At 70.2% G+C, this 23,307-nt stretch carries 18 protein-coding genes; 12 read left to right on the forward strand and 6 right to left on the reverse strand.

Annotation, left to right across the window (positions count from 1 at the left end; all coding sequences use genetic code 11):
• Position 1 precedes the first annotated feature (1 nt).
• The 4 genes from ABB07_RS28390 to ABB07_RS28405 all read left to right on the forward strand — a co-directional run bounded on the left by ABB07_RS28390 (position 2) and on the right by ABB07_RS28405 (position 3,026).
• Positions 2 to 721, forward strand: coding sequence for a YggS family pyridoxal phosphate-dependent enzyme (locus ABB07_RS28390; protein WP_208901374.1), 720 nt, complete (start codon positions 2 to 4; stop codon positions 719 to 721).
• Positions 722 to 849: 128 nt separating this feature from the next.
• Positions 850 to 1,491 carry a cell division protein SepF gene (locus tag ABB07_RS28395; protein WP_055707298.1) on the forward strand — a complete coding sequence of 214 codons (642 nt, stop codon included), beginning with the start codon at positions 850 to 852 and terminating at the stop codon, positions 1,489 to 1,491.
• Between the two features lie 70 nt (positions 1,492 to 1,561).
• A complete protein-coding gene (locus ABB07_RS28400; RefSeq protein ID WP_055707297.1) occupies positions 1,562 to 1,849 on the forward strand; it encodes a YggT family protein in 288 nt (95 codons plus the stop codon).
• A 55-nt stretch (positions 1,850 to 1,904) separates the two neighbouring features.
• Positions 1,905 to 3,026: a DivIVA domain-containing protein gene (locus ABB07_RS28405; RefSeq protein WP_208901375.1), complete on the forward strand. Its 1,122-nt coding sequence runs from the start codon at positions 1,905 to 1,907 to the stop codon at positions 3,024 to 3,026.
• A 179-nt stretch (positions 3,027 to 3,205) separates the two neighbouring features.
• Here ABB07_RS28405 and ileS read toward each other — a convergent pair whose 3' ends face one another.
• The gene (gene ileS, locus ABB07_RS28410) at positions 3,206 to 6,349 is read right to left on the reverse strand and encodes an isoleucine--tRNA ligase (RefSeq protein WP_208901376.1); all 3,144 of its coding nucleotides are present in this window, start codon (positions 6,347 to 6,349) and stop codon (positions 3,206 to 3,208) included.
• 604 nt (positions 6,350 to 6,953) lie between these two features.
• On the opposite strand from ileS, the gene ABB07_RS28415 reads away from it, so the two are divergent.
• The 6 genes from ABB07_RS28415 (at position 6,954) to ABB07_RS28440 (ending at position 12,991) form a co-directional block, all read left to right on the forward strand.
• Complete coding sequence (locus tag ABB07_RS28415) at positions 6,954 to 8,273, forward strand: TraR/DksA family transcriptional regulator (protein ID WP_208901377.1); 1,320 nt, start codon at positions 6,954 to 6,956, stop codon at positions 8,271 to 8,273.
• A gap of 59 nt (positions 8,274 to 8,332) precedes the next feature.
• Positions 8,333 to 8,905: a signal peptidase II gene (gene lspA / locus ABB07_RS28420; RefSeq protein ID WP_208901378.1), complete on the forward strand. Its 573-nt coding sequence runs from the start codon at positions 8,333 to 8,335 to the stop codon at positions 8,903 to 8,905.
• A gap of 85 nt (positions 8,906 to 8,990) precedes the next feature.
• Positions 8,991 to 9,935, forward strand: coding sequence for an RluA family pseudouridine synthase (locus ABB07_RS28425; RefSeq protein WP_208901379.1), 945 nt, complete (start codon positions 8,991 to 8,993; stop codon positions 9,933 to 9,935).
• Positions 9,932 to 10,399 (forward strand): GNAT family N-acetyltransferase, encoded by a 468-nt coding sequence (locus tag ABB07_RS28430; RefSeq protein WP_208901380.1) that lies wholly within the window; start codon positions 9,932 to 9,934, stop codon positions 10,397 to 10,399. Before ABB07_RS28425 ends, ABB07_RS28430 begins: the two co-directional genes overlap by 4 nt.
• Positions 10,400 to 10,573: 174 nt before the next feature.
• Positions 10,574 to 12,160: a Na+/H+ antiporter gene (locus tag ABB07_RS28435; RefSeq protein ID WP_208901381.1), complete on the forward strand. Its 1,587-nt coding sequence runs from the start codon at positions 10,574 to 10,576 to the stop codon at positions 12,158 to 12,160.
• A 90-nt stretch (positions 12,161 to 12,250) separates the two neighbouring features.
• A complete protein-coding gene (locus ABB07_RS28440) occupies positions 12,251 to 12,991 on the forward strand; it encodes an SDR family NAD(P)-dependent oxidoreductase (protein WP_208901382.1) in 741 nt (246 codons plus the stop codon).
• Here the strand turns inward: ABB07_RS28440 and ABB07_RS28445 are convergent.
• A complete protein-coding gene (locus ABB07_RS28445; RefSeq protein ID WP_208901383.1) occupies positions 12,942 to 14,036 on the reverse strand; it encodes a mechanosensitive ion channel family protein in 1,095 nt (364 codons plus the stop codon). The two genes, ABB07_RS28440 and ABB07_RS28445, sit on opposite strands and share 50 nt — an antisense overlap.
• 104 nt (positions 14,037 to 14,140) lie before the next feature.
• Here ABB07_RS28445 and ABB07_RS28450 point away from each other — a divergent pair, with 104 nt between their 5' ends.
• The gene (locus ABB07_RS28450; protein WP_208901384.1) at positions 14,141 to 14,719 is read left to right on the forward strand and encodes a dienelactone hydrolase family protein; all 579 of its coding nucleotides are present in this window, start codon (positions 14,141 to 14,143) and stop codon (positions 14,717 to 14,719) included.
• A gap of 7 nt (positions 14,720 to 14,726) precedes the next feature.
• Here ABB07_RS28450 and ABB07_RS28455 read toward each other — a convergent pair whose 3' ends face one another.
• The 4 genes from ABB07_RS28455 to ABB07_RS28470 form a co-directional block, all read right to left on the reverse strand.
• Entirely contained in the window at positions 14,727 to 16,397 is a 1,671-nt protein-coding gene (locus ABB07_RS28455) for an alkaline phosphatase D family protein (protein ID WP_208901385.1), read from the reverse strand.
• 92 nt (positions 16,398 to 16,489) lie between these two features.
• Positions 16,490 to 17,302, reverse strand: coding sequence for a DsbA family protein (locus ABB07_RS28460; protein WP_208901386.1), 813 nt, complete (start codon positions 17,300 to 17,302; stop codon positions 16,490 to 16,492).
• Positions 17,303 to 17,382: 80 nt separating this feature from the next.
• A complete protein-coding gene (locus ABB07_RS28465; protein WP_208901387.1) occupies positions 17,383 to 18,072 on the reverse strand; it encodes a hypothetical protein in 690 nt (229 codons plus the stop codon).
• Positions 18,073 to 18,140: 68 nt separating this feature from the next.
• A complete protein-coding gene (locus tag ABB07_RS28470; RefSeq protein ID WP_208901388.1) occupies positions 18,141 to 19,466 on the reverse strand; it encodes a DUF2252 domain-containing protein in 1,326 nt (441 codons plus the stop codon).
• Between the two features lie 277 nt (positions 19,467 to 19,743).
• Here ABB07_RS28470 and dnaE point away from each other — a divergent pair, with 277 nt between their 5' ends.
• Positions 19,744 to 23,283 carry a DNA polymerase III subunit alpha gene (gene dnaE / locus ABB07_RS28475; protein WP_208901389.1) on the forward strand — a complete coding sequence of 1,180 codons (3,540 nt, stop codon included), beginning with the start codon at positions 19,744 to 19,746 and terminating at the stop codon, positions 23,281 to 23,283.
• Positions 23,284 to 23,307 lie beyond the last annotated feature (24 nt).

The following is a 23,307-nucleotide window of genomic DNA, read 5'->3' on the forward strand; positions in this document are numbered from 1 at the left end:
CATGACGGACCGTAAGACCGAACTCGCCGCAAACCTGGCGAAAGTGGAGGAGCGCATCACCGCCGCGTGTGTGGCGGCCGGGCGCAAGCGGGAGGAGGTGACCCTCATCGTGGTCACCAAGACCTACCCGGCGAGCGATGTGCGGATCCTGTCGGAACTCGGTGTGCGTCATGTCGCCGAGAACCGCGACCAGGACGCGGCACCGAAGGCCGCGGCATGTGCGGATCTGCCCCTCAAATGGCACTTTGTCGGTCAGTTGCAGACCAACAAAGTCCGTTCCGTGGTCGGTTACGCGGATGTGGTGCAGTCCGTGGACCGTCCCAGGCTCGTCACAGCCCTGTCGAAGGAGGCCGTGCGGGCGGGCCGCGAGGTGGGGTGTCTCATCCAGGTCGCGCTCGACGCCGGGGAGAGCGGCAGAGGCGAGCGCGGAGGCGTGGCCCCGGGCGGAATCGAAGAGTTGGCCGACCTCGTCGGCGGGGCGCCGGGGCTGCGGCTCGACGGCCTGATGACGGTCGCTCCGCTCACCGGCGAGTACGCGGGACGCGAACAGGCGGCGTTTGAGCGCCTCATGGATTTGTCGACCGACCTGCGCCGAGCCCATCCGGCTGCAACCATGGTGTCGGCAGGGATGAGTGCGGACCTCGAACAGGCCGTGGCAGCCGGGGCGACACATGTGCGCGTCGGCACTGCGGTACTCGGAGTCCGCCCCAGGCTCGGGTAACGTCGCCAAGAAGTCGGACCACAGCAGAAAATATGGTCAGTGCCCGTGAAGGCGGGCGCAACGACCTCGTGGATCGCGGGCACTTGGCAGTCGTCAGCCGATCCACCACAGAGCGGAGGACTCAGAGCATGGCCGGCGCGATGCGCAAGATGGCGGTCTACCTCGGCCTCGTGGAGGACGATGGGTACGACGGCCGCGGATTCGACCCCGACGACGACTTCGAGCCCGAGTTGGACCCGGAACCCGAGCGGGATCATCGACGGCACGAATCGTCACACCAATCGCACGGCGCACATCAGTCCCAAAGGGACGAAGAGGTGCGAATCGTGCAACCGCCCGCGCCGCGCGAGCCGGTGGTCCGTTCGACGGCCCTCGCGGCGGAATCCGGACGTCCGGCGCGCATCGCGCCCGTGGCATCCATCACACAAGAACGTCAGTCCCTCGAGAAGAACGCACCGGTGATCATGCCCAAGGTTGTGTCCGAGCGAGAGCCTTACCGGATCACCACGCTTCACCCCCGGACCTACAACGAAGCCCGTACCATCGGGGAACACTTCCGTGAGGGCACCCCGGTGATCATGAATCTGACTGAGATGGATGACACAGACGCGAAGCGACTTGTCGACTTTGCGGCCGGTTTGGTGTTTGGTCTTCACGGCAGCATCGAGCGGGTGACGCAGAAGGTGTTCCTGTTGTCTCCTGCTAACGTCGATGTCACGGCGGAGGACAAGGCCCGCATCGCAGAGGGCGGGTTCTTCAACCAGAGCTGAGACGCACAACCGGATCGAAGTTCGGAAGAGCTCGCAAGAGCATGGAGCAGGGGAGAGGGAAGCGCAGGCCATGAGCGTGTTCGTCACGGTGGTCCACACCGCGCTGCTGGTGTTCCTCGCCGTGCTCATCTTCCGGCTGGTCATGGATTATGTGTTCCAGTTCGCCCGCTCGTGGCAACCCGGCAAGGCGATGGTGGTCGTACTGGAGGCCACCTACACTGTCACCGATCCACCGCTGAAGCTTCTGCGGCGGTTCATCCCGCCGCTGCGTCTCGGGGGCGTGGCGCTCGACCTGTCCTTCTTCGTACTGATGATCATCGTCTACATCCTCCTCTCCATCACGGGGAGCTTCATGTGATGAGGGTGGACGATACGGTCTTGCCGACTGCCGATGACTACGTTGAGGTGAAGAGATGCCGTTGACCCCCGAGGACGTGCGGAACAAGCAGTTCACGACCGTCCGCCTCCGAGAAGGCTATGACGAGGACGAGGTCGATGCCTTCCTCGACGAGGTCGAAGCCGAACTGACCCGTCTGCTCCGCGAGAACGAGGACCTGCGCGCCAAGCTGGCCGCGGCGACCCGTGCGGCCGCGCAGAACCAGCAGAACATGCGCAAGGGCCCGCCGGAGCAGGACCAGCAGCAGCACCCGCAGCAGCAGGGCATGCGAGGTCCCGGGGCCCCGGTGCCCGCCGGCATATCGGGCCCGCCGCAGCAGCAGATGGGCGGCCCCATGGGAGGCCCGCCCCAGCTGCCGAGCGGTGCCCCGCAGCTGCCCGCCGGTCCCGGCGGTCAGGGCGGCCCGCAGGGTCCCGGCCCGATGGGCCAGGGTCCGATGGGTCAGGGCCCGATGGGCGGCCAGCCGCCCATGCAGCAGATGGGCGGTCCGATGGGCGGCCCCATGGGCGGTCCGATGGGCGGCCCCGGTCAGGGCCCCGGTGGCGACAGCGCCGCCCGAGTCCTCTCGCTGGCCCAGCAGACCGCCGACCAGGCGATCGCCGAGGCCCGCTCCGAGGCCAACAAGATCGTCGGCGAGGCCCGCAGCCGCGCCGAGGGTCTGGAGCGTGACGCCCGTGCCAAGGCCGACGCCCTGGAGCGGGACGCGCAGGAGAAGCACCGCGTCGCGATGGGCTCCCTGGAGTCCGCCCGCGCCACGCTGGAGCGCAAGGTCGAGGACCTGCGCGGCTTCGAGCGCGAGTACCGCACGCGCCTGAAGTCGTACCTCGAGTCCCAGCTGCGCCAGCTGGAGACCCAGGCCGACGACTCCCTGGCCCCGCCGCGCACCCCGGCCACCGCGTCGCTGCCGCCGTCCCCGGCGCCCTCCATGGCTCCGGCCGGCGCGAGCGCCCCGTCCTACGGCGGCAACCAGACGATGGGCGGCAACCCCGCTCCGTCCGCCCCGTCCTACGGCGGCCAGCAGCAGATGACCCCGGCCATGACCCAGCCCATGGCCCCGGTCCGCCCGCAGGGCCCGTCCCCGATGGGCCAGGCACCCTCGCCGATGCGCGGGTTCCTGATCGACGAGGACGACAACTGAGCACCGGGCACTAGTACGACAACGGCGTCGGCAGCGCTCAACAGGGCGGGCCCCTTGGACTTCGGTCCAGGGGGCCCGTCCTTTTTACGCGGGTTGCGTCACTCGCCCGTGCGAGAAGGGCCCGGCCTCCGTGATGGAGACCGGGCCCTTCTCGCACCGCTCGGCGCTTACGCCTTCCGCTACGCCTTCCGCAGCCGGAAGGTGAGAGACAGTCCCTCGTCGGTGAACGGCTCACCGAAGCCGTCGTCGCCCTCGCCCTGCTGGAAGTCGGTCGACAGGACCTCCTCGGCGATCAGCTCGCTGTGCTCGGCCAGCGCGGCGACCACCGCGGGGTCGGTCGACGCCCAGCGCAGAGCGATCCGGTCGGCCACATCCAGGCCGCTGTTCTTGCGGGCCTCCTGGATCAGCCGGATCGCGTCACGCGCCAGGCCCGCCTGCCGGAGCTCCTCGGTGATCTCCAGGTCCAGCGCCACCGTGGCACCGGAGTCGGAGGCCACCGACCAGCCCTCGCGCGGGGTCTCCGTGATGATCACCTCGTCCGGGGCGAGGGTGACCGTCTCACCGTCGACCTCCACGGAGGCCGTGCCCGCCCGCAGCGCCAGGGACAGCGCGGCAGCGTCGGCGGCGGCGATCGCCTTGGCCACGTCCTGCACCCGCTTGCCGAACCGCTTGCCGAGCGCACGGAAGTTGGCCTTGGCCGTCGTGTCCACCAGGCTGCCGCCCACCTCGGACAGCGAGGCCAGCGAGGAGACGTTCAGCTCCTCGGTGATCTGGGTGTGCAGCTCGGTGTCCAGGGACTCGAAGCCGGTCGCCGCGATCAGCGCGCGGGACAGCGGCTGACGCGTCTTGACGCCGGACTCCGCGCGCGTGGCCCGGCCCAGCTCCACCAGCCGGCGCACCAGCACCATCTGCTTCGACAGCTCCGGGTCGATCGCGGCGAGATCCGCCTCCGGCCAGGCGGCCAGGTGCACGGACTCGGGCGCGCCCGGGGTCACCGGCACGACCAGGTCCTGCCACACCCGCTCGGCGATGAACGGGGTGATCGGCGCCATCAGCTTGGTGACCGTCTCCAGCACCTCGTGCAGCGTGCGCAGCGCGGCCTTGTCGCCCTGCCAGAAGCGGCGGCGCGAACGGCGGACGTACCAGTTGGACAGGTCGTCGACGAACGCGGACAGCAGCTTGCCGGCGCGCTGGGTGTCGTACGCCTCGAGGGACTGCGTCACCTGGTCGGTGAGCGCGTGCAGCTCGGACAGCAGCCAGCGGTCCAGCACCGGGCGCTCGGCCGGCGCCGGGTCCGCCGCGCTGGGCGCCCACTGGGACGTACGGGCGTACAGCGCCTGGAAGGCCACCGTGTTCCAGTAGGTCAGCAGGGTCTTGCGGACGACCTCCTGGATGGTGCCGTGGCCGACCCGGCGGGCCGCCCACGGGGAACCGCCGGCCGCCATGAACCAGCGGACCGCGTCCGCGCCGTGCTGGTCCATGAGTGGGATCGGCTGGAGGATGTTGCCGAGGTGCTTGGACATCTTGCGGCCGTCCTCGGCCAGGATGTGGCCCAGGCAGACGACGTTCTCGTACGACGACTTGTCGAAGACCAGCGTGCCGACGGCCATCAGCGTGTAGAACCAGCCGCGGGTCTGGTCGATCGCCTCGGAGATGAACTGAGCCGGGTACCGGCTCTCGAACAGCTCCTTGTTCTTGTACGGGTAGCCCCACTGCGCGAACGGCATGGAACCCGAGTCGTACCAGGCGTCGATCACCTCGGGCACGCGCGTGGCGGTCTTGCCGCAGCCGTCGTGACGGCAGGCGAAGGTGACCTCGTCGATGTACGGGCGGTGCGGGTCGAGGCCCGACTGGTCGGTGCCGGTCAGCTCGGTCAGCTCCGCGCGGGAGCCCACACAGGTGAGGTGGTCGTCCTCGCAGCGCCAGATCGGCAGCGGGGTGCCCCAGTAGCGGTTGCGGGACAGCGCCCAGTCGATGTTGTTGTTCAGCCAGTCGCCGTACCGGCCGTGCTTGACCGTCTCCGGGAACCAGTTGGTCTTCTCGTTCTCCTGGATCAGGCGGTCCTTGACGGCCGTCGTGCGGATGTACCAGGAGGGCTGTGCGTAGTAGAGCAGCGCGGTGTGGCAGCGCCAGCAGTGCGGGTAGCTGTGCTCGTACGCGACGTGCTTGAAGAGGAGGCCGCGCTGCTGGAGGTCCTCGGTGAGCTTTTCGTCCGCCTTCTTGAAGAAGACGCCGCCGACCAGCGGGACGTCCTCCTCGAAGGTGCCGTCGGGGCGGACCGGGTTCACGACGGGAAGGCCGTAGGCACGGCAGACCTTGAGGTCGTCCTCACCGAAGGCGGGGGACTGGTGGACCAGACCCGTACCGTCCTCGGTCGTCACGTAGTCGGCGTTCACCACGTAGTGGGCCGGCTCCGGGAACTCGACGAGCTCGAACGGACGTTGGTAGTTCCAGCGCTCCATCTCGGCGCCGGTGAAGGTCTGGCCCGTGGCCTCCCAGCCCTCGCCGAGCGCCTTGGCGAGCAGCGGCTCGGCGACGACGAGCTTCTCCTCGCCGTCGGTCGCGACGACGTAGGTGACCTCGGGGTGCGCGGCGACCGCCGTGTTGGACACCAGGGTCCAGGGGGTCGTCGTCCACACCAGGAGCGCGGCCTCGCCGGCCAGCGGACCGGAGGTGAGCGGGAAACGGACGTACACGGAGGGGTCGACGACCGTCTCGTAGCCCTGCGCCAGCTCGTGGTCGGACAGGCCGGTGCCGCAGCGCGGGCACCAGGGGGCGACGCGGTGGTCCTGGACCAGCAGGCCCTTGGTGAAGATCTCCTTCAGCGACCACCAGACCGACTCCACGTACTCGGGGTCCATGGTCCGGTAGGCGTCGTCCAGGTCGACCCAGTAGCCCATGCGGGTCGTCAGCTCGGCGAAGGCGTCGGTGTGCCGGGTCACGGACTCGCGGCACTTGGCGTTGAACTCGGCGATGCCGTACGCCTCGATGTCCTGCTTGCCGGAGAAGCCCAGCTCCTTCTCGACGGCGAGCTCCACGGGCAGGCCGTGGCAGTCCCAGCCGGCCTTGCGGGCCACGTGGTAGCCGCGCATGGTGCGGAAGCGCGGGAAGACGTCCTTGAAGACGCGCGCCTCGATGTGGTGGGCGCCGGGCATGCCGTTGGCGGTGGGCGGGCCCTCGTAGAACACCCACTCCGGGCGGCCCTCGGACTGCTCCAGGCTCTTGGCGAAGATCTTCTGCTCGCGCCAGAAGTCGAGCACGGCGTGCTCAAGAGCGGGCAGGTCGACCTGTGCGGGCACCTGGCGGTACGTCGGCGCTGTCATCTGCGAGCATCCTCCAACGGACTTGCTGCCTTCCGTCGGAGGGACGAGAGCCTTCGATCCTGTCTACGCCGTGTGCGGCGCGCTCCCGCGGTACCACCCTCCTTGGCCCGCCGTCGCGCCGTACGCGCCGGTGAGCCCCCTCATTGGGGTCGCGAAGCCGGTTCTACTCGCCCTGGCCTTGCGGCTGCGGCTTTCTTCCGGCGGCTCCGGGGTGATCTTCACGTCGCGCTCACCCCCGGGCTCACACCGTCCCCGGGTCGCTCTGGGCTGCGTACGCCGCTACTCGTCCCCATCCACGCTTTTCGCTCCGCCCAGTGTACGGCGCCGCGCGGACAGCGGCCGACCGGATTTCCGTGCGGTGCGTCCGCCGGCCGCGGGACGCTCCCGGATGACCCGAATGGCCAGGGGGCGGGCGCTCGGGTCCAGGCAGGCCGGGCCGGGCGGATTACCCAGCAGGGAGCTGGGCACAACGGATGCAGGCCCGCTGAGCGGGGGTGCGGGCGGGCGAATCGGGCGGTGTGCCCCGTTGCCGCGGGACTCAAGTCGATTTATCGTCCCAGCACGATTCGCGAGCAACATCACAATATGTGAAGGGGTCGCGGCCATGGTGGCGAAAAGGACCGCCGTACAGCAGCCGGCGACCGGCCGGCGCGGGGGTGCGACCGCCTCCGGCGCGGCTGCCTCCGGCGGTGCGGCCAAGGGGATGGCCGGGAAGAAGAGGGTGCCCGGGGGGAAGGGCACCGGGGGAAAGGGCACGGAGCCGGCCGCCGGGACGACGGCGGAGAAAGAGGCGACCACGAAGGATGCGGCCGCGAAGGATGCGGCCACGCGGCAGCCGGCCGCCGCCGGGAGAACGGCCGCAAAGAAGACCTCGGCCAAGGAGACGGCTGCCAGGGAGACGGCTGCCAAGCAGGCAGCCGCCAAGCAGACAGCCGTCAGGACGACGGCCGCCAAGAAGACGGCTGCCAAGAAGGCCTCGGCCAAGCGGACGGCTGCCGAGAAGGCTCCGGCGAGGGAGGCGGTTGAGCGAACGGTCGTCGAGAAGGCGGCCGGAAAGAAGCGGGCTGGAGCTGCCAGGAAGGCGGACGGAGTGCCGGTGGCAGGCAAGAAGGCGGTTGCCGGGAAGGCCGCCGCCAAGGACGCCCCGGCCAAGCGGACAGCGACCGAGGAAGCCCAGGTCGGGAAGGCCCTCGCCCAGGACGCGGCCGGCGACGGGACGCTGGTCCCGAAGAAGGCGGCGGGCGAGACGAAGGCGGCGGCCGGGAAGACCGGCGGAAAGACGCCGGCGGCGAAGGGAGCGGTGGAGGACACGGCCGTCAGGAAGACGCCGGCCAGGAAGGCCGGCGGCCGGAAGGCGGCCGCGGCGGGCGTCTCCCCGGAGGCGGCCGGCACGAGCAGGGCCAAGAAGGCGGGCGCGGCGCGGGCCGCGAAGCAGACGGGAGCCACGACAGTGGTTGCGAAGAAGACTCCTGGCACGGCCACGGCGGAGACCGCCGTTCCCAAGGCGCGGGTCGCCGCGGCGGAGCCCGGCGAACTGGCGGTGCGCCCCGGCGAGGATCCCTGGACCCCGGAGGAGGTCGCCGAGGCCCGTGCCGAACTGCTGTCCGAGGTGGAGCGGCTGCGCGCCGAGATCAGCTCGTCCGAGGCGTCCCTCGTGGGCCTGATGCGGGACTCCGGGGACGGCGCGGGTGACGACCAGGCCGACACCGGCACCAAGAACATCACCCGTGAGCACGAACTGGCGCTCGCCGCCAACGCGCGCGAGATGCTGGTCCAGAACGAGCACGCGCTGGAGCGGCTGGACGCCGGCACCTACGGCCTGTGCGAGAACTGCGGCAACCCCATCGGCAAGGCCCGGATGCAGGCTTTTCCCAGGGCGACGCTGTGCGTCGAGTGCAAGCAGAAGCAGGAACGCCGCTCCTGAGTGTGCGGGGCCGTGCCGTAGTCTCGTCCTCAGTCAGGCACCTAGGTTGAGGGACTCACGTGGCAGAGGCGGAGCGCGTCATCGGTACGCCGGACACCCCGGACGACAGCGGCCAGCAGCGGGACCGGGCACAGGCGCGGGGCAACCGTGCCCGCCGGATCGCCCTGCTGTTCGCGGTGGCCGCGTTCGCGTACTCCCTCGACCTGATCAGCAAGCTGCTCGTGGTCGCCAAGCTGGAGGGCCGCGAGCCGATCAGGCTCGTCGGGGACTGGCTGGAGCTGAACGCCACCCGCAACCCGGGCGCGGCGTTCGGATTCGGCGCGGCCTTCACGGTGATCTTCACCCTGATCGCCGCGGCCGTGATCGTGGTGATCATCCGCCTGGCCCGCAAGCTGTACAGCTACCCCTGGGCCATCGCGCTCGGCCTGCTGCTCGGCGGCGCCCTCGGCAACCTCACCGACCGGATCTTCCGGTCGCCCGGTGTCTTCGAGGGCAAGGTCGTGGACTTCATCGCGCCCAAGGGCTTCGCCGTGTTCAACCTGGCCGACTCGGCGATCGTGTGCGGCGGGATACTGATCGTCCTGCTGTCCTTCCGGGGCCTGGACCCGGACGGCACCGTCCACAAGGACTGAGGCCGGCGCCGTCCGACGGCGCGTCCACAGGCGGTTTTCCACAGGCTCGTGCGGGCCGGTTCCACCCGTCCGGCATACTCGACGGGTGAGCACGATTCCCGAGATCCGTACCCTGCCCGTGCCCGACGGCCTGGAGGGTGAGCGCGTCGACGCCGCCATCTCCCGGATGTTCGGCTTCTCCCGCACCAAGGCGGCGGAGCTGGCCGCGGCCGGCAAGGTCCAGGTCGACGGCGCCGTGGTCGGCAAGTCCGAGCGGGTGACCGGCGGTGCCTGGCTCGAGGTCGAGATGCCGCAGGCGCCCGCGCCCGTGCAGGTGGTCGCCGAGCCGGTCGAGGGCATGGAGATCGTGCACGACGACGAGGACGTGGTCGTCATCGTCAAGCCGGTCGGCGTGGCCGCGCATCCGTCGCCGGGCTGGAGCGGCCCCACCGTCATCGGCGGTCTCGCCGCCGCCGGGTACCGGATCTCCACCTCCGGCGCCGCCGAGCGCCAGGGCATCGTGCACCGCCTGGACGTCGGCACCTCGGGCCTGATGGTGGTGGCCAAGTCGGAGCGGGCGTACACCTCGCTCAAGCGCCAGTTCAAGGAGCGCACGGTCGACAAGCGCTACCACACCCTGGTCCAGGGCCACCCGGACCCCACGAGCGGCACGATCGACGCGCCGATCGGCCGCCACCCGAACCACGACTACAAGTGGGCGGTCACCGCCGACGGCAAGCCCTCGGTGACGCACTACGACCTCATCGAGGCGTTCCGCGCCGCCTCCCTGCTGGACGTGAAGCTGGAGACCGGCCGCACCCACCAGATCCGCGTCCACATGTCCGCCCACCGCCACCCCTGCGTCGGCGACCTCACCTACGGCGCCGACCCCACCCTCGCCAAGCGGCTGCGCCTGACCCGCCAGTGGCTGCACGCCGTGCGCCTCGGCTTCGAGCACCCCGGGGACGGCCAGTGGGTGGAGTTCGAGAGCGCCTACCCCGAGGACCTGCAGAAGGCCCTCGACCAGGTCCGGGAGGAGACGTACGCGTGAGCCTGCCGTACACCGTCCGCGTGGCCGAGGACCCCGCCGACCGCGAGGCCTGCTTCGCGGTCCGCAAGGAGGTCTTCGTCGTGGAGCAGGGCGTCGACGAGAGCATCGAGTACGACGCCTACGACGCGGTCGCCGTGCATGTGCTGGCGGTCCGCGAGGACGGTGCGCCGCTCGGCACCGGGCGCCTGCTGCACGGCGAGGCCGCGGTCGCGAAGACCGGCGCGGACCCCTCCGTGGGCTCCCTGGGGCGGCTCGCCGTCGCCCGCGCGGCCCGTGGGCTGGGCGTCGGGGTGGCCCTGGTGCGGGCCATCGAGGACGCGGCACGCGCGCGTGGGCTCACGGCGGTGGACCTGCACGCCCAGACCCACGCGCTGGGCTTCTACGAGCGCCTCGGCTATGCGGCGTACGGTCCGGAGTTCCCGGACGCCGGCATCCCGCACCGGGCGATGCGCCGCACCCTGTAGCTTTTCGAGCCGCACCCCTGGAGGCCTTCCGGAGGTGCTGTCGAGCGCCCCGCAGGCCTTGTCGAGCGCCCGGCGGACCCGCGCCGCCGCGCCTCCTCGGTGGTGGGCGGCGGCGCCGGTCGGATGGCAGGCTTGAGGCCTGCCGTGTGATCGTCGACCCCCGGAGCGCCGGCCGTGGATCAGTTGGCTCTGCTGTTCGTCCTGCTGCTCGGGGCGCTGGTGAGCGTCCCGGTGGGGGACCGGCTGAGGGTGCCGGCACCGGTGCTGATGACCCTGTTCGGCGGCGTTCTCGCGGTGGCCGACTTCGTGCCCAACGTGGACATCCCGCCGGAGCTGATCCTGCCCGGGCTGCTTCCGCCGCTGCTCTACGCCGCCGTACGGCGCACCTCCTGGCGGCAGTTCACGGCCAACGTCCGCCCGATCCTCCTGCTGGCCGTCGCGCTGGTGTTCGTGACGACGGTGTGCGTGGCGTTCGTCGCCGGCGCCATCGTGCCGGGGCTGCCGATCGCCGCCGCCGTCGCGCTCGGCGCCCTGATCGCCCCGCCCGACCCGGTGGCCGCGACCAGCGTCGCCGGGCAGCTCGGGCTGCCGCGCCGCCTGGTGTCGATCCTGGAGGGCGAGGGGCTGTTCAACGACGTCACCGCCATCGTGCTGTACCACGTGGCGATCGCCGCGGCCGTGAGCGGCTCGTTCTCGGCGTGGCGGGCCGGCCTGGACCTCGTGCTGTCCGCCGTCGTCGCCGTGGCCGTGGGCCTGGTGCTCGGCTGGGGCGCGAACAGGCTCATGGACCTGCTGGGCGATCCGACCCTGCAGATCGGCATGACCCTGCTGGTGCCGTACGCCTCCTACGTGCTCGCGGAGAAGCTGCACGGCTCCGGGGTGCTCGCGGTGCTCACCACGGCCCTGTTCCTCGCCGAGTACGCCACCGACGCCGACGACGTGATGACCCGGCTGGCCGGGCACACCTTCTGGGACATCATCGACACCCTCGTCACGGGTGTCGCCTTCGGGCTGATCGGCCTCGAACTGCACAACGCCATCCGCACGGCCCAGGGCCGGTGGGGCGAACTGCTCGGCTGGGCGGCCACCGTCGTGGGCGTGGTGATCGTCGTACGGCTGCTGTGGCTGCTGCCCGCGACCTGGCTGACCAAGCGGCTGCACGCGCGGCGGGACTCCGACGAGGAGATCCCGGTCAGCTGGCGGGAGACCGTCGTGATGTGGTGGTCCGGGATGCGCGGGGTGGCCTCGGTGGCGCTGGCGCTGGCCATCCCGCTGAGGACCGGCGACGGCTCCCCCTTCCCCGACCGGGACGAGATCATCTTCATCGCCTTCGGGGTCATCATCGTCACCCTGGTCCTGCAGGGGCTCACGCTGCCGTCTCTCGTGCGGTGGCTCGGGGTGCGGGCCGACTCGGAGCGGGAGAAGGAGTTCGAGAAGGAGCTGGCGGTGCGGGCCGCGAAGGCGGCCAAGCGCAGGCTGCGGGAGATCGAACAGGTGGAGGACCTGCCCGAGGACCTGTCCGAGCAGATGCTGCGGCGTGCCTTCGACATCGGGATCCGGATCAGTCCGGACATGGGGGAGAAGGAGCGGCGGGACGCGCAGCACCAGCGGGCCAAGCGGCTGAAGCGGATCCGCAACATCCAGAACGAGATGCTGAGCGCGGCGCGGCACGAGGTGCTGGCGGCGCGGAGCGAGCCGGGGGCGGATCCGGAGATCGTGGACCGGGTGCTCAGGCATCTCGACGTGCGCAGTCTGCGGTGAACTGAGCCCTGTGCATGAAAAGTCATATGAAAATGACGGACCTGTGGATAAATCCTGGCATCATCTGCTTGTCACTCCTACTCTCGGATCATGACGCGCAACATCGTGATCAGTGGGGGCGGTACGGGCATCGGGCTGGCGACGGCCCAGGCGTTCGCGGCGGACGGCGACCGGGTGCTGTTGCTGGGGCGGCGCGCGGAGGTGCTGGAGAAGGCGGCGGTGCCCGGCTGCCTCACCTACCCGGCGGACCTGACGGAGCCGGCGGAGGTACGGGGCGTGGCCGAGTTCGTCGCCCGGGAACTCGGCACGGTCGACGTGCTCGTGCACAGCGCGGGAGGTGCCGGGGGCCGGCGTCCGCCGGCCGGCGGTGACGACCCCCTGGAACAGGTCGCCCACGCCTGGACCGACGCCTTCCGGCTCAACACCCTGACCGCCGCTCTCCTCACCGAAGCCCTGAAGGACCGGCTCGCCGAACCGGGCGGGCGGGTGCTGTTCCTCTCGTCCATCGCCGCCTACCGCGGTTCGGGCAGCGGCGCCTACGCGGCGTCCAAGGCCGCGCTGCACCCGTACGCCCACGATCTGGCCCGGCAGCTGGGACCGCACGGCATCACCGTGAACGTGGTCGCGCCCGGTTACATCGAGGACACCGAGTTCTTCGGCGACGGCCCGGCGCCGGAGCGGCGGGCGCAGCTCATCGCCGAGACCTCGACCGGCCGCGCCGGGATACCGGGAGACGTGGCCGCGACCCTGCACTGGCTCGCCTCGCCCGGCGCCGCGCATGTCACCTCTCAGGTCGTCCAGGTGAACGGCGGTGCTGAGCGGGGACACTGACTCGCTCCGGGGGAGGCGGCACCGCCTCGGAGGTGTTGACGCGCGGGAGGGCGTAGGGGTGTTCCCTCGCCAGCCAGGCGATCATCTGCTCGCGGACCGTGACCCGGACCGTCCAGATGTCGTCGGCGTCCTTCGCGGTCACCAGCGCGCGCGCCTGGAGGGTGTTCGGCGTGCTGTCGGTCACCACCAGGCCGTAGGCGCGGCCGTCCCAGGCGGGGCACTCGCGCAGGAGGTCGCGCAGCTTCTCGCGCATCGCCTCGATGGGCGCGCTGTGGTCGAGGTGCCAGAAGACGGTGCCGGTCATCTGCGGGGTGCCCCGCGACCAGTTCTCGAAGGGTTTGGAGGTGAAGTACGACACCGGCATGGTGATCCGGCGCTCGTCCCAGGTCCGCACCGTCAGAAAGGTCAGGGTGATCTCCTCGACCGTGCCCCACTCGCCGTCCACCACCACCGTGTCGCCGATGCGCACCATGTCGCCGAAGGCGATCTGCAGCCCGGCGAACATGTTGGACAGGGTCGACTGGGCGGCGACACCGGCGATGGCGGCGATGATGCCCGCGGAAGCCAGCAGTGAGGCACCCGCCGCGCGCATCGCCGGGAACGTCAGCAGCATGGCGGCGATGGCCACGACGCTGACGATCGCGGACACCACCCGCATGATCAGCTCCACCTGGGTGCGCACCCTGCGCACCCGGGCCGGGTCCCGGTGCGCGCGGGCGTAACGGCTGTAGGTGGTCTCGACGATCGCCGCGGCGATCCGGATCACCAGCCAGGCGGCGGACCCGATCAGTACCAGCGTCAGCGCCCGGCCGATGCCGACCTGGTGCCGCTCCAGCACTTTCGCCTGGTCGTACGACCCGCGGAGCAGGGCGGCGCACAGCACGAGCTGATAGGGGATGCGGCCGCGGCGCAGCAGCTCCCACAGCGGTGAGTCGTGGTCGCGTTCGTCGGCCTTGCGCAGCAGCCGGTCGGTGGCCCAGCCGATCGCCAGCGTGAGCAGCACCGCGCCACCGATCACGATCACAGGGCGGACTAGGTTCTCCATGCCTGCGCTCCTAACCGGTGCGGTGCGGGCATGAACATGTGAGTTCGGCGTGTTCCGGGGTACGGCGGCTCCGGCGGTGTCGCACCGGCTGGCACCATGGCCTCATGAACATCATGCTTTTTCACTCGACCTACGGGCTCAGGCCCGCGGTGCGCGAGGCCGCGGACCGGCTGCGCGCGGCCGGCCACGAGGTGTGGACGCCGGACCTCTTCGAGGGGCGCACGTTCGACACCGTCGAGGAGGGCATGGAGTTCAACGAGTCGATCGGCAAGGAGGAGCTGCTGAAGCGGGCCGTGCTGGCGGCGGCCCCCTACTCGGACCGCGGGCTGGTGTACGCCGGGTTCTCGCTCGGCGCCTCCATCGCCCAGACCCTCGCCCTCGGCGACGACAAGGCGCGCGGTCTGCTGCTTCTGCACGGCACGTCGGACATCGCGCCGACCGCTCAGGTGGACGAGCTGCCGGTGCAGCTGCATGTGGCCGAGCCGGACCCGTTCGAGACGGACGACTGGCTGACCGCCTGGTATCTGCAGATGGGCCGGGCCGGAGCCGACGTGGAGGTCTACCGCTACGCCGGCGCCGGGCACCTGTACACCGACCCGGAACTCCCGGACTACGACGCCGAGGCCGCCGAGGCCACCTGGCGCGTGGCGCTCGGCTTCCTCGACAGCCTGCGGTCCGGGTAGCCGCCGGCTACACCGGGTCGTAGGTCCGCTCGACCCTCTGCGTGCCGCTGCGGGTGCGGTAGGAGCGCACCCACTTCGAGGTGGCGTTCGGGTCGGTGCGGTCGGACAGCACGTAGTAGTCCATCTGCGCGCGGTCGGCGGTGATGTCCAGCACGCCGTAGCCGTGCCGGTCGGTGTCCACCCAGTGGACGTGCCGGTTGGCGGCCTCGATGAGCGGCGCGGCGACGGCGGAGACGGTGCCCTCGGGCACCTTGACGATGTCGTCGAGGTTGTCGGAGGTCACCGAGGTGATCACGAACTCGGTGGCCGCCGACGGCGACAGCGGGTAGGTGCCCGCGTCCACCGGCACGTCGTTGGCCCAGGACATGTGGATGTCACCGGTCAGGAAGACGGTGTTGCCGATGCCGTTCGAGCGCAGGTGGCCGAGGAGTTCCCGGCGGTCGTGGGTGTAGCCGTCCCACTGGTCGGTGTTGACGCCGATGCCGCCCTGGGGCAGGTCGAGCATCCTGGCGAGCGGCGCCAGCAGGTCGACGGTGAGGGAGCCGATGACGAACGGCGCGATCATCACGGAGTTGCCGACCAGCCGCCACCTGGTGTCGGAGGCCGTCAACCCCGCCTTCAGCCAGTCGAGTTGGGCCCTGCCGGTGAGGGTCCGGTTCGGGTCGTCCACCGAGCCGCTGCCCGCGGACGCCTGCTGGGAGCGGAAGGAGCGCAGGTCCAGCAGGGACAGGTCGGCGAGCTTGCCGAAGCGCAGCCGCCGGTAGGTGGTGCCCTCGATCGCGGGGCGCACCGGCATCCATTCGAAGTAAGCCTGCTTGGCGGCGGCCTTGCGGGCGGTCCAGGTGCCCTCGGCGCCATCGGTGTGGTTGACCGCGCCGCCCGACCAGGCGTTGTCGGCGAACTCGTGGTCGTCCCAGATCGCGATGACCGGCGCCTTCAGGTGCAGGGCCTGGAGGTCGGGGTCGGTCTTGTACTTCGCGTGCCGGATCCGGTAGTCGGCGAGCGTGAGGATCTCGTTGGCCGGCGCGTGCGGGCGGACGACCGTGCCGCGCGCCGCGTACTCGCCGGACTTGTACTCGTAGATGTAGTCACCGAGGTGCAGCCAGGCGTCCAGGTCGCCGCGGGCCGCGAGATGGCGGTAGGCGGCGAAGTAGCCGGCCTCCCAGTTGGCGCAGGTGACCACGCCGAAGCGCAGTCCCGGCACGTTCGCGTCCGCCGCCGGGGCGGTACGGGTGCGGGCCACCGGCGAGTCGGTGCCGCCGGCCGAGAACCGGAACCAGTAGTCGGTCGCCGGCGCGAGGCCGCGGACGTCGGCCTTCACGGTGTGGTCGGAGGCCGCCGTCGCGGTGACCGAGCCCTTGGCGACGATGCTGGTGAACGCCTTGTCCCTGGCGACGACCCAGCTCACCTCGGTGTCCGGGCCGACGCCCGAGCCGGGTGCCGCGTCCGGGGTCGGGGTCACCCGGGTCCACAGCAGGACGCCGTCGGGCAGCGGGTCACCGGAGGCGACCCCGTGCAGGAAGGCGGGGGCCTGGTCGGCGGCGCGCGCCGGAAGGGAGGCGGCGAGCGGGCCGCCCAGTACAGCCGTCGCCGCCGCGGCCTTGACGACCGTACGGCGGCGAGGTGAGAACGAAGTGCGGCCTTCGGTGGCCGGAAGTGATCTTTTTCGACTGGTCACGGCCGATCAGGTTACTGATCGGTACGCAGCGAAGAGCGGGCGAACCCTCAATGTTCGCCCGCTCTTCACGGGAAGGCCGGATTCCGGCGGGCTCAGCCCTTGAGCGCCGCGTCGAGGGCCTTGTCGAACTCGGCCGTGCTCAACGGCGGGTTCTGGCCGTCGGCGCCGGTCAGCGTCTTGCCGTCCATCTTCAGGGTCGGGGTGCCCTTGATGCCGTCCTTGTCGAAGATCTTGGCCTCCTCCAGCGCCCACCGGTCGTAGGTGCCGTTCTTGACGTCCTTCTGGAAGGCCGCGTTGCCCTTCAGCGCGGGCACCGTGTCGGCGATCTGGATCAGATAGGAGTCGTCCTTGAACTTGTCGTCGGTCTCGTTCGGGTGCCACTTCGTCGAGTACATCGCGGCCTTGTACTCGAGGAACGCCTCCGGGCTGACGTTGAGCGCGGCGCCGAGGGCGCTGAGCGCGTTCTTGGAGCCCACCCCGGGCAGGTTCTTGTCGAGGAAGGTGGCGCCGACGTAGTGGAGCTTGAACTTGCCGTCGTCGACGTCCTTCTTCACCGTCGGTCCGACCTTCTGCTCGAAGTCGGCGCAGATCGGGCAGCGCGGGTCCTCGTAGATGGTGAGGGTCTTCTGGGCGGTGCTCTTGCCGATGACGACGGTCGTGCCGTCGGCGCCGGTGGTGTTGCCCGGCTTGACCAGCGGCTTGTTCCTTGCGGCGTCCCATCCGGTGGGCTTGTTCGCCTGGACGACGGCGTAGCCTATGCCGCCGGCCGCGGCCAGCACCGCCACGACCGAGGCGGCCACGATGACCTGCCGCTTGGCCTTGTCGCGCTTGGCCTGCCGCTCGCGCTCCTGCCGCAGCCGCTCCCGGGCCGCCGTCTTCGCCGTCTGGCTGTTCCGCTTGCTCATGTTGGTGATCTCCGTGTGGGACGCGCACATGCCGTACGCGGGATACGTGTGGGGGACTGGGTGTGCTCAGGTCTCGCCGCTCAGGCGGCGGCAAGGGCCGGCGAGCACGGCGGTCCACGCCGTCCCAGGGAGTGCACGAGAAGCCGGTCGCGGGCGGCGGCCCGGCGCGGGGCCGGGCGCGGCAGCCGGCGGACCGGGGCCGGCCGGACGGTCGCCGCGGCGACCGCGAGGAGCAGGGGCCGGAAGGTGGTGGCGGCGACCGCGCGCAGCAGCTGCACCAGCGCCCGCTCGCCCCGGCGCAGCCAGGCGGCGGCGAGCAGGCCCACGCCGACGTGCGCGGCGAGCAGCAGCCAGGCGGCCGCCGGGCTGGCGTGCGCGAGCAGTGCTCCCGGGCGGCCGTGGGCCCCGGTCATCTGGGCCAGCGGGGAGCCGACGGCGCCGCCCCGGCACAGCACGTCGAAGCCGAACGCGTGCAGGGGCCCGGCGACCGGGCCGCCCGCCCGGCCGTAACAGGTGTTCTGGCCGGTGGTGAACAGCGTGTCGGCGGCCAGTTCCAGCGGGATCAGCAGGGCCGCGATCCGGCCGAAGCCGCGCTCGCGGCCCGCCAGCGCATAGGCGGTGGCGAACACCCCGGTGGCGACCGCGAACACGGTCGCCACCGGCAGCGGTGCCCGGGACAGCAGCACGTGCGACGCGGTGCTGAGCGTCACGACGACAGCCGTGAAGAGCGCCGCGCGCACGGCTCTGAGCTGGGTCCCGGATATGTCCATAGCGAGAGAAGAGTGTGACACGTACGCGGTTAAGGGACCCCTAAAGGGCGCCTGTGAGTGCGTGAAGGTTACAGCCCCGGGATCCGGCCGTTGCGGAACAGATCGACGAAGATCTGGTGGTCGGCACGCGCGCGTGCGCCGTAGCCGTGCGCGAAGTCCACCAGGAGGGGCGCGAAGCCCTCCTCGTCGGCGGCGATGGCCGCGTCGATGGCCCGCTCGGTGGAGAACGGCACCAGGGACTCCCCGGAGGTGTCGTCCGCCGCCGCGTGCATCGTCGCCGTGGCCCGGCCCAGGTCGGCGACGACCCGCGCGATCTCCTCCGGGTCGTCGATGTCGCCCCAGTCCAGGTCGACGGCGTACGGCGAGACCTCGGCCACCAGCTGGCCGGCGCCGTCCAGCTCGGTCCAGCCCAGCCACGGGTCGGCGTGCGCCTGCAGGGCGCGCTGGGAGATCACCGTGCGGTGGCCCTCGTGCTGGAAGTACCCGGCGATGGCCGGGTCCGTGATGTGCCGGGAGACGGCCGGGGTCTGGGCCTGCTTGATGTAGATCACGACGTCGTTCTCCAGGGCGTCGCTGTGACCCTCCAGGAGGATGTTGTACGACGGCAGGCCGGCCGAGCCGATGCCGATGCCGCGGCGGCCCACGACGTCCTTCACGCGGTAGGAGTCCGGGCGGGCCAGGGAGGAGTCCGGCAGGGTCTCCAGATAGCCGTCGAAGGCCGCGAGGACCTTGTAACGGGTGGCCGCGTCCAGCTCGATGGAGCCGCCGCCCGGCGCGAAGCGGCGCTCGAAGTCACGGATCTCCGTCATCGAGTCCAGCAGCTCGAAGCGGGTCAGCGAACGGGCGGCGCGCAGGGCGCCCAGCAGCGGGCCCTCGGCGGTGTCCAGGGTGAACGGCGGCACCTCGTCGCTCTTCGCGCCCGTGGCCAGGGCGTGGATGCGCTCGCGGTAGGCGCCCGCGTAGGTCCGCACCAGCTCGGTGATCTGCTCGTCGCTGAGCGCCTTCGCGTACCCGATGAGCGCGATGGAGGCCGCGAAGCGCTTCAGGTCCCAGGTGAAGGGGCCGACGTAGGCCTCGTCGAAGTCGTTGACGTTGAAGACCAGGCGGCCGCCCGCGTCCATGTAGGTGCCGAAGTTCTCCGCGTGGAGATCGCCGTGGATCCACACGCGCGAGGTGCGGTCGTCCAGAAATGGACCACCGCGCCTCTCCGCGTCGAGGTCGTGGTAGAAGAGGCACGCCGTGCCCCGGTAGAACGCGAAGGCCGAGGCCGCCATCTTCCGGAACTTCACCCGGAACGCGGCCGGGTCGGCGGCCAGGAGCCGGCCGAAGGCGGTGTCGAAGACGGCGAGGATCTCCTCGCCGCGCTGCTCGTCCTTGAGCTGGGGGACCGACATCGCTGGGTGCCTCCTGGTGCGTTTACTGGTGCATTGACGTGCATGACCTGTACGACGGCGTTTCTGCCGTCTCCAACGGGCGACGCCACGCGGGAGTGCCCGGTTCCCGCACGAAGGTACGCGGATGAGTCCCGCCCGTCTCCCGACCGCCACCCCTCATCGAGGCGCTTCGCGCCACGGAACTGCTTCCAGTGTCAGTGCCGAGGCATAGACTTCGACGCTGACCCCAGAACTGTCCGCCGCCCCGTCGCCGAGTGTTTCCGTTGGAGGCCATACCGTGTCAAAGCCGCCCTTCACGCACCTGCACGTCCACACCCAGTACTCGCTGCTGGACGGTGCCGCGCGGCTCAAGGACATGTTCAACGCCTGCAACGAGATGGGCATGACGCACATCGCCATGTCCGACCACGGCAACCTCCACGGGGCGTACGACTTCTTCCACTCCGCGAAGAAGGCCGGAGTCACCCCGATCATCGGGATCGAGGCGTATGTCGCCCCCGAGTCCCGGCGCAACAAGCGCAAGATCCTCTGGGGCCAGCCGCACCAGAAGCGGGACGACGTCTCCGGTTCCGGTGGCTACACCCACAAGACGATGTGGGCCGTGAACAAGACCGGCCTGCACAACCTCTTCCGCCTCTCCTCGGACGCCTACGCCGAGGGCTGGCTGCAGAAGTGGCCCCGGATGGACAAGGAGACCATCGCCCAGTGGTCCGAGGGCATCGTCGCCTCCACCGGCTGCCCCTCGGGCGAGGTGCAGACCCGGCTGCGCCTCGGCCACTTCGACGAGGCCCTGAAGGCCGCCGCCGACTACCAGGACATCTTCGGCAAGGACCGCTACTTCCTGGAGCTGATGGACCACGGCATCGAGATCGAGCGCCGGGTCCGTGACGGCCTGCTGGAGATCGGCCGGAAGCTCGGCATCCCGCCGCTGGTCACCAACGACTCGCACTACACCTACGCGCACGAGGCGGGGGCGCACGACGCCCTGCTGTGCATCCAGACCGGCAAGAACCTCTCCGACCCGGACCGCTTCAAGTTCGACGGCACCGGCTACTACCTGAAGTCCACGGACGAGATGTACGCCATCGACTCCTCGGACGCCTGGCAGGAGGGCTGCGCCAACACGCTGCTCGTCGCCGAGATGGTCGACACGGACGGCATGTTCGAGAAGCGCGACCTCATGCCGAAGTTCGACATCCCGGAGGGCTACACCGAGGTCACCTGGTTCAAGGAGGAGGTCCGCCGCGGCATGGAGCGCCGCTACCCCGGCGGCATCCCCGAGGACCGCCAGAAGCAGGCCGACTACGAGATGGACGTCATCATCTCGATGGGCTTCCCCGGCTACTTCCTCGTCGTCGCCGACTTCATCATGTGGGCCAAGAACAACGGCATCGCCGTCGGTCCCGGCCGGGGCTCCGCGGCCGGCTCGATCGTCGCCTACGCCATGGGCATCACCGACCTCGACCCGATCCCGCACGGCCTGATCTTCGAGCGGTTCCTCAACCCCGAGCGCATCTCGATGCCCGATGTCGACATCGACTTCGACGAGCGCCGGCGCGTCGAGGTGATCCGGTACGTGACCGAGAAGTACGGCGCCGACAAGGTCGCCATGATCGGCACCTACGGCACCATCAAGGCCAAGAACGCGATCAAGGACTCCGCGCGCGTGCTGGGCTACCCGTACGCGATGGGCGACCGCATCACCAAGGCCATGCCCGCCGACGTCCTCGGCAAGGGCATCCCGCTGTCCGGCATCACCGACCCCTCCCACCCCCGCTACAGCGAGGCGGGCGAGGTCCGCGGGATGTACGAGAACGAGCCGGACGTGAAGAAGGTCATCGACACCGCGCGCGGTGTGGAGGGCCTGGTGCGGCAGATGGGTGTGCACGCGGCCGGCGTGATCATGTCCAGCGAGACCATCACCGAGCACGTCCCGGTCTGGGTCCGGCACACCGACGGCGTGACCATCACCCAGTGGGACTACCCGAGCTGTGAGTCGCTCGGCCTGCTGAAGATGGACTTCCTGGGCCTGCGCAACCTCACGATCATGGACGACGCGGTCAAGATGGTGAAGGCCAACAAGGGCCTCGACATCGACCTGCTGTCGCTCCCGCTGGACGACCCCAAGACCTTCGAGCTGCTCCAGCGCGGCGACACCCTCGGCGTCTTCCAGTTCGACGGCGGCCCCATGCGCTCGCTGCTGCGGCTGATGAAGCCGGACAACTTCGAAGACATCTCCGCCGTGTCGGCCCTGTACCGCCCGGGCCCGATGGGCATGAACTCCCATACGAACTACGCGCTGCGCAAGAACGGCCAGCAGGAGATCACGCCCATCCATCCCGAGCTGGAGGCGCCGCTCAAGGAGGTCCTGGACGTCACCTACGGCCTGATCGTCTACCAGGAGCAGGTGCAGAAGGCCGCCCAGATCATCGCGGGCTACTCGCTCGGCGAGGCCGACATCCTCCGCCGTGTGATGGGCAAGAAGAAGCCCGAGGAACTGGCGAAGAACTTCACCATCTTCCAGGCCGGCGCCCGCAAGAACGGCTACAGCGACGAAGCGATCCAGGCCCTGTGGGACGTGCTGGTCCCGTTCGCCGGCTACGCGTTCAACAAGGCGCACTCCGCCGCGTACGGCCTGGTGTCGTACTGGACCGCCTTCCTCAAGGCGAACCACCCGGCCGAGTACATGGCCGCGCTCCTGACCTCCGTCAAGGACGACAAGGACAAGTCGGCGGTCTACCTCAACGAGTGCCGCCGCATGGGCATCCGCGTCCTCCCGCCGAACGTCAACGAGTCGGAGTCCAACTTCGCCGCCCAGGGCGACGACGTGATCCTCTTCGGCCTCTCCGCCGTGCGCAACGTCGGCACCAACGTGGTCGAGTCGATCATCAAGTGCCGCAAGGCGAAGGGGAAGTACGCCTCCTTCCCCGACTACCTCGACAAGGTCGAGGCCGTGGTCTGCAACAAGCGCACCACCGAATCGCTGATCAAGGCGGGCGCGTTCGACTCCATGGGCCACACCCGCAAGGGGCTCATGGCCCAGTACGAGCCGATGATCGACAACGTGGTCGCGGTCAAACGCAAGGAGGCCGAGGGGCAGTTCGACCTCTTCGGCGGCATGGGCGAGGACACCGGCAGCGAACCCGGCTTCGGACTCGACGTGGAGTTCTCCACCGACGAGTGGGACAAGACCTATCTGCTCGCCCAGGAGCGGGAGATGCTCGGTCTGTACGTCTCCGACCACCCGCTCTTCGGCCTGGAACACGTCCTCGCCGACAAGGCCGACGCGGGCATCGCCCAGCTCACCGGAGGCGAACACGCGGACGGCGCGGTCGTCACCATCGGCGGCATCATCTCCGGCCTGCAGCGCAAGATGACCAAGCAGGGCAACGCCTGGGCCATCGCCACCGTCGAGGACCTCGCCGGCTCCATCGAGTGCATGTTCTTCCCGGCGACCTACCAGCTGATCTCGACCCAACTCGTCGAGGACGCCGTGGTGTTCGTCAAGGGCCGCCTCGACAAGCGCGAGGACATCCCCCGGCTCGTCGCCATGGAGCTGATGGTCCCGGACCTGTCCAACGCGGGCACCAACGCGCCGGTGATCCTCACCATCCCGGCCGTGAAGGTCACTCCGCCCATGGTCAGCCGCCTCGGTGAGATCCTCAGCCACCACAAGGGCGACAGCGAGGTCCGCATCAAACTCCAGGGCCCGCGCAAGACCACCGTGCTGCGCCTGGACCGGCACCGGGTCAAGCCCGACCCGGCGCTCTTCGGTGACCTGAAGGTGCTGCTCGGCCCGTCCTGCCTGGCCGGCTGACACCCCACCAGGCCGCGGCACACA

The organism is Streptomyces incarnatus (assembly GCF_001027185.1).
Lineage (GTDB): Bacteria > Actinomycetota > Actinomycetes > Streptomycetales > Streptomycetaceae > Streptomyces > Streptomyces puniciscabiei.

Bases quoted from the DNA above. Each gene is read 5' to 3' on its own strand.
- ABB07_RS28450 (WP_208901384.1), top strand. From the start codon at position 14,141: ATGAACATCATGCTTTTTCACTCGACCTACGGGCTCAGGCCCGCGGTG.
- ABB07_RS28405 (WP_208901375.1), top strand. From the start codon at position 1,905: ATGCCGTTGACCCCCGAGGACGTGCGGAACAAGCAGTTCACGACCGTC.
- ABB07_RS28445 (WP_208901383.1), bottom strand. From the start codon at position 14,036: ATGGAGAACCTAGTCCGCCCTGTGATCGTGATCGGTGGCGCGGTGCTG.
- ABB07_RS28470 (WP_208901388.1), bottom strand. From the start codon at position 19,466: ATGTCGGTCCCCCAGCTCAAGGACGAGCAGCGCGGCGAGGAGATCCTC.
- ABB07_RS28440 (WP_208901382.1), top strand. From the start codon at position 12,251: ATGACGCGCAACATCGTGATCAGTGGGGGCGGTACGGGCATCGGGCTG.
- ABB07_RS28415 (WP_208901377.1), top strand. From the start codon at position 6,954: ATGGTGGCGAAAAGGACCGCCGTACAGCAGCCGGCGACCGGCCGGCGC.
- ABB07_RS28465 (WP_208901387.1), bottom strand. From the start codon at position 18,072: ATGGACATATCCGGGACCCAGCTCAGAGCCGTGCGCGCGGCGCTCTTC.
- ileS (WP_208901376.1), bottom strand. From the start codon at position 6,349: ATGACAGCGCCGACGTACCGCCAGGTGCCCGCACAGGTCGACCTGCCC.
- ABB07_RS28460 (WP_208901386.1), bottom strand. From the start codon at position 17,302: ATGAGCAAGCGGAACAGCCAGACGGCGAAGACGGCGGCCCGGGAGCGG.
- ABB07_RS28395 (WP_055707298.1), top strand. From the start codon at position 850: ATGGCCGGCGCGATGCGCAAGATGGCGGTCTACCTCGGCCTCGTGGAG.
- ABB07_RS28400 (WP_055707297.1), top strand. From the start codon at position 1,562: ATGAGCGTGTTCGTCACGGTGGTCCACACCGCGCTGCTGGTGTTCCTC.
- ABB07_RS28390 (WP_208901374.1), top strand. From the start codon at position 2: ATGACGGACCGTAAGACCGAACTCGCCGCAAACCTGGCGAAAGTGGAG.